The following is a 5,743-nucleotide window of genomic DNA, read 5'->3' as shown; positions in this document are numbered from 1 at the left end:
GATTTAACAAGCTCCTAAATTCACTTATCATGCTTTCCTACTTTTGTCAAGTTCTAATACTGTACCTACGCCCTAGTTTTTAGTATGGATGCGGGGTTGCGAACGCTCCCCTTAGCCGCCCTCCATGACGGTTCCCAATTTCTAGTAGAAAAATACAGCATCGGACTCATTCCCAGTGTCAACTTGACCGATACCAATTATGAAAGCGTTAAAAATGCTGAAGTTTTAGCAATGGGAGCCTCGCAATTTACCAATAACCAACCCTTGCTAGCAGTGCCCGCAGAACTTAACGCTATTGCCTCCGAATGGAAAGGCGAATCTTTCCTTAATCAAACCTTTACTCTCAATAATCTGAAGTCGCAACGCCGCGCCCAAGCCTATCGAATTATTCACCTCGCCACTCACGGAGAGTTTAAGTCAGGAGTACCGAGCAATTCTTACATTCAGTTATCAGACACCAGGCTAACACTCGATCGCGTGCGCGAACTAGGGTGGAATCAGTCGCCTAAAGTTGAACTATTGGTGTTGAGCGCTTGTAAAACTGCTGTGGGTGATGAAGGCGTGGAATTAGGCTTTGCGGGGCTAGCTGTGCAAGCGGGGGTAAAGTCAGTTTTGGCTAGTCTTTGGTACGTCAGCGATGAAGGTACTTTAGGGTTAATGGCTGAATTTTACCATCACTTGAAGGTCGCGCCGATTAAAGCTGAAGCCTTGCGGCAGGCTCAAATTGCTATGATTAAAGGTCAAGTTCGCATTGAAAATGGCCGTTTAATTTTGTCTAACTTAAATAAGGAGTTAGAATTGCCACCAGAATTAGCTAAACTAGGTAATGAAAACCTCTCCCATCCTTATTATTGGTCGGCATTTACAATGATTGGGAGTCCTTGGTAAGGTATAAAGGTGATGGCGGTTGCTTCTTGACTCGCGACAGAAATTTGCTTTGTTCCTGGTAATGACCTAGTAGTAATTGCAGAAATACTAACAATATTATTGCGAACGAAGCGAAGCAATCGCAAAGACTTATGGAATCACTACCATCTAATTGCTAGTGATTTTATAAGTGCTATAGCAATCCGATCTGAGTCTCACAACACAACGCCCTCTTGTCTTCCTAGACTTCTTGTATAGCAAGACTTTCAGATTTTACAGATATAGAAAATCACTTAGGATTGCTATATGACAAACTTAATGGTCTCGAACTAGATGTGAGTGCTGCACTGTTAAGAGAAACTGCTGCCTCTATGACTGATGTGATGCAATTTCTGGGAGATAGTCCACCAAAGTTACTAGCTCCTTATCAAATCAGAATCATTGATGGCAACTGTTTAGCTGCTACAGATCATCGTTTAGAAGCCCTGAAGCCCTATGCAGCGAAAGCTTTACCGGGTAAGTCTTTGGTTGTACTTGTTGACCCCGACTTGAAAATGGCGATTGATGTGTTTCCTTGTGAGGATGGTCACGCTCAGGAACGTTCTTTATTTGAGTCGGTATTACAGCGGGTAAAACCTGGTGAATTATGGATTGCCGATCGCAATAAGTAGTCAAACAAAATTAATTACACAAACAACTAATATGATATAATAAAAAATATTAAGTTGTGTTCAAAGAGGTTTTATATGTTTTTACTTCGAGATATCAATCCACTTTCGTTGAAATTGCTAAACCGAATTTATCGCGAAAGCAGACATCATCAAGTGCGGCAAAGAGCACATTTTCTGATTTTAGCTTCACAAAATATCACAAATAAAAACTTAATGAAAATCTTTAAAGTTAGTTATAAGACCATGTATAACTGGTTGAATCGATGGGAAGATGAGGGAATGCTCGGATTATATAATAAACCAGGTAGAGGCAGAAAAGAAACATTTAATGCCGCACAATCAGAGCAAATTAGAGACTGGGTAAAATTGCAACCAAAACAATTAAAGCAAGTAGTACAAAAAATCAAAAAAGAATGGTCTGTTAATATAAGTACAGAAACAATTAAGAGAATAATTTAAAAAAAAAGATGAGTTAGCATAGGATGCGTCGAGGTGTGGGCGGCAAGCCAGACCCCATAGAATACAAGGAAAAAAAAGAAAAGTTGTCAGAATTAAAACAATTAGAAGATGAGGGAAAAATTGATTTATACTATTTGGATGAGTCCGGATTTTGTGGCATCCCTTGTGTCCCTTATGGATGGCAAGATATTGGTGAATATTTGTCAATTGATAGTCGTAGAACAAAGCGTTTAAATGTCTTGGGAATCATGAATCGGCAAAACACTCGACCTGCTTATGTTTCAGAGCAGACTATTAATTCTGATGTAATTATAGCCTGCATAGATACTTTTTTTGCTGTGGTGGAGCGGCCAACAGTTATTGTAGTAGATCAAGCTTCTATCCATACTAGCAATGCCATTTTTGAGAAAATTGAAGAATGGAAAGAACGCGGTTTAACTATATTTGAATTGCCTACTTATTCACCTGAATTGAATTTAATTGAGATTTTGTGGCGGTTTATCAAATATCAATGGCTCGAAATAGATGCCTACTCTAGCTGGCAATCTCTTGTTTCATCTGTAGAAAGAATTCTTAAAGAATTTGGAGGTAATTATGTAATTAATTTTGCTTAACTACTTATGTGTACTCAAGGGTTTCTCTTTGATATCTGTAACGCCTCATTACTCACAAGTTAAGCTAAAAACACTGTTGTCAATGAGTAATCTTACTCATTTTTTACCGAGATCCCAATTAAAATATGACTCCATTTGTTCATTCGTTATTGAAAAAAAATTGTTCGGGACTTCTTTGAGTTCCTGGGAAAGGAGAAATAATTAGCCTGATATGAGGTTTTCGCTGTCGCTTAACAATCCCTAAATCTTGATTTTTCGCGTCGGCAAAATACTTAACTAGGTCAGAAGCTAATCCTTTTTGATATGCCACAGAAAAATGATACATCCCCCGATAAATCATTTCTAATGAAATACGTTCAATTGGCACTCCTAATTCATCCGCAACTGCATCTCCTAAATCTACTAAAACCGCATAAAATAGCCAAGTAGCCCCGATTTGGAGCTGGATTCCGTTGGACGAACCAGTCCATAAATAACTTAAATTTAGGAGTCTCTTTACTGTACAAAATGCGTCTTCAATTCCCCAGCGTCTTTGATATAAATCTGCAACTACATAGGGCTTGCTGAATAATTGATCGCTTTCCCAAGAACAGGAGCGATCGATATATTCAAGCTCGATTTAAGATAAGTTTTTCAGGCGTTAATTTCCTCCAAGTATAATTGGAGATTATCTTCAATCTAAAAACAGGTGTTGTTTTGCCCGAACGACATAAAAACACACAAAAAACCTGGCGCAATCAGGTAGAAAGGTTCATTACTAAAAAAGTAATAGCAATAACTGTTTCAGAAGTATTATCAAGTTTTGCCATCACTCTATTCAGACTGAATCTTCGTTTACCTTGTCCAAATTTACCCTCAATTGCATTTCTAATTCTCTCATCTGACAAGGCTTGCTTCTTTTTTTCTTTACTGACTGTTGCTGGGGGTCTTCCCAAGGGCGGACCACTGATTCTAATACCTTTTTCTTTACACCATGCTCGGTTTTCTCTTGTACGATAAATACGATCGGCATGAACTGACTCTGCATAATATCCGGTGAACCTATGATATGCTTCTACTTGCGCTTTTAAGTCTCCTGATTCGTTGAAACTATCCCAGCTCATTCGGTCTAAGAACACATATCCCTCAAAGCAACTGTAAGGATTCAGGTAAAAAATAGTGAGCGTGAGAGCTGAAAAATATGGTAATGTAGTCAGATGAGCGAAAAGTCAGAGTTATCAGCAGCACTAAAATTAGAAATGGTTGACCAGTTGAGCCACCAGGAGCTGGTCAAAATTGTGCTCACCCAACAGAAGCTGATTGAAAAATTACAACTCCAGCTCGAAAAGCTCCAAGAGAGACAGCCTAGCAATAGCAAAACATCATCGAAACCCCCATCAAGCGATCTGATACAGAAATCACAGACAGCCAAAGCTGACAACTCAAAAGAGTCAGAGTCCGAGCCAAAGCGCAAACCAGGAGAACAGCCGGGACATATCGGCAAAACCCGAAAAGGATTTGGGCGAGTAGATAGATATCAAATCAGCACTCCTGACTCTTGCGAGCATTGTGGTAGCCCTGAATTAAGTGATGCGATCGGTTATAGCAAGCAGCAAGTAGCCTGTAAAGCCAGCCTTACCAATTGAAGTAGTGGAATATCAACGAGTCAAATGTCAATGCCTAGAATGTGGAGCAATGGTGATTGGCTCACCAGCATCCGGGATAGTTCCAGGACAAGACTTAAGCATCGACTTACAAGCATTATTGATATGGTTAGGTAATTATGGGCATATATCCTACGAAAAACAACAAGAATTTCTGCGGGAATTAGGTGGAATTGAAATTGGGCTTGGTACTTTACAAGCAACAAATGCGCGGGTAGCTGATGCTGTCAAGCCCGCCGTTGAAGCCTTATGGAAATGGGCACCATTACAAGCCAACGTTCATGTCGATGAAACCCCGTGGTGTGTCAAGGGAGTCAAAGAATGGTTGTGGACAGCCACAGGTCAAAATTTTTGCCTGTTCCATGCGGCAGACACTCGCAGTAGAGCCGAATTAGAGACAATGCTGGGTTCGGAGTTTGCTGGAGTATTGAGTTCTGATGATTTTAGCGTCTACAACGGTGTTGAGGTGGGAGCGCAGCAGAAATGTTTAGCTCATCTACGGCGACATTTTAAGAAAGTTCTGCAAATAGGTCACGGTAACCACACTGTCGTCGCCTCTGCGTTCTTGGATTTAATTGATGAGGCATTCCGACAACATCGCCTAGGGCGCCAGCACCCTGAAGAACTCGATTATCACACTTGGGCCAGGGACTTTAAGGTCTCTCTGGCAGAATTGTTAAATACTTGGCAAGGTCATGTTGGTTATGCTGCTGGACTTTTACTGCGTTCATTACGTGAGAAAGCGCACCAATGGTGGTATTTTTTAGACCACCCTGAAATTCCCCCTGACAATAATTTGGCGGAACGTTCTCTGCGACTAGCTGTGACTAAGCGTAAGATATCTGGCGGTTCCCGCTCTATGTCTCGGTTTGAACAAACTGCTGATTTGTTATCTGTGATTCAGACTTGTCGGTTTCAAGGTATTCGTGCAATAGATTTTTTCCGTGATGCTCTATCTGCCCATTCTTGTGGCTTGTTTATGCCTTCTCTTATTCCCCAATCAAAGACCTGAATCCTTACAAGCAACTGGCTGATAGTTTAGCTCCAAACTCTACTTTTTTCCCTGCTTTTCCTCTGACTATGGGACCGATATGGGGTTGGCTTAAACTTACTATTCTCTGCTCAATACTGTGTTTATTGTTATAAAATAACCATTGCTGTTGGCGATAGACTTCTGTGAGGACTAGCAGGGTTTTATATTGCTTTTTATTCAGACTTTTTAAGGTCGCACCTAACTCTATTAGCTGTCCAATATGAGCTAAATTTCTTTTGATATATTGGAGTTATTTTTTAATTGCTTGTCTTTTTTTGTTTTGGGTTGGTCGTCTTTGTTTGGCTACTGCTAAGTAGTCTTTTCTCGCAAGATTCCGGTAGGTTCTTGGCTTTTTTTTCTTTGTCTTTTAGAGATTTATACTGGAGTTTAGACTAAGCACAAATTGACTCAGCCTGAGCTGAGTGGAAAAAATGGTTAATCAGCGAGAGGTTCTCA

At 40.3% G+C, this 5,743-nt stretch carries 1 protein-coding gene and 6 pseudogenes; 4 read left to right on the top strand and 3 right to left on the bottom strand.

Features of this window, described 5'->3' with window-relative positions:
* Positions 1-72: 72 nt before the first annotated feature.
* The 3 genes and pseudogenes from QUA36_RS30555 to QUA36_RS30545 all read left to right on the top strand — a co-directional run.
* Positions 73-888 (top strand): annotated as a pseudogene (locus tag QUA36_RS30555) (CHAT domain-containing protein); the annotation flags it as partial.
* Positions 889-1,166: 278 nt separating this feature from the next.
* Positions 1,167-1,538, top strand: a complete 372-nt coding sequence (locus QUA36_RS30550; protein ID WP_333460086.1) for a hypothetical protein — start codon at positions 1,167-1,169, stop codon at positions 1,536-1,538.
* A 75-nt stretch (positions 1,539-1,613) separates the two neighbouring features.
* Positions 1,614-2,611: pseudogene (locus QUA36_RS30545) on the top strand (IS630 family transposase).
* A 139-nt stretch (positions 2,612-2,750) separates the two neighbouring features.
* On the opposite strand, the pseudogene QUA36_RS30540 reads toward QUA36_RS30545, so the two are convergent.
* Both QUA36_RS30540 and QUA36_RS30535 read right to left on the bottom strand, forming a co-directional pair.
* Positions 2,751-3,170: pseudogene (locus QUA36_RS30540) on the bottom strand (IS4 family transposase); the annotation flags it as partial.
* A 119-nt stretch (positions 3,171-3,289) separates the two neighbouring features.
* Positions 3,290-3,747: pseudogene (locus QUA36_RS30535) on the bottom strand (transposase); the annotation flags it as partial.
* A gap of 60 nt (positions 3,748-3,807) precedes the next feature.
* Between QUA36_RS30535 and tnpC the strand changes: the two are divergent.
* Positions 3,808-5,266: pseudogene (tnpC, locus tag QUA36_RS30530) on the top strand (IS66 family transposase).
* A gap of 10 nt (positions 5,267-5,276) precedes the next feature.
* Here tnpC and QUA36_RS30525 read toward each other — a convergent pair.
* Positions 5,277-5,642 (bottom strand): annotated as a pseudogene (locus QUA36_RS30525) (IS5/IS1182 family transposase); the annotation flags it as partial.
* Positions 5,643-5,743: the final 101 nt, after the last annotated feature.

It is taken from the genome of Microcoleus sp. Pol10D4 (genome assembly GCF_036701555.1).
In the GTDB taxonomy this organism is placed as follows: Bacteria; Cyanobacteriota; Cyanobacteriia; order Cyanobacteriales; family Microcoleaceae; genus Microcoleus.
The sequence above is the reverse complement of the archived record's forward strand: the minus strand, read 5'-3'. Positions and strand labels throughout refer to the sequence as shown.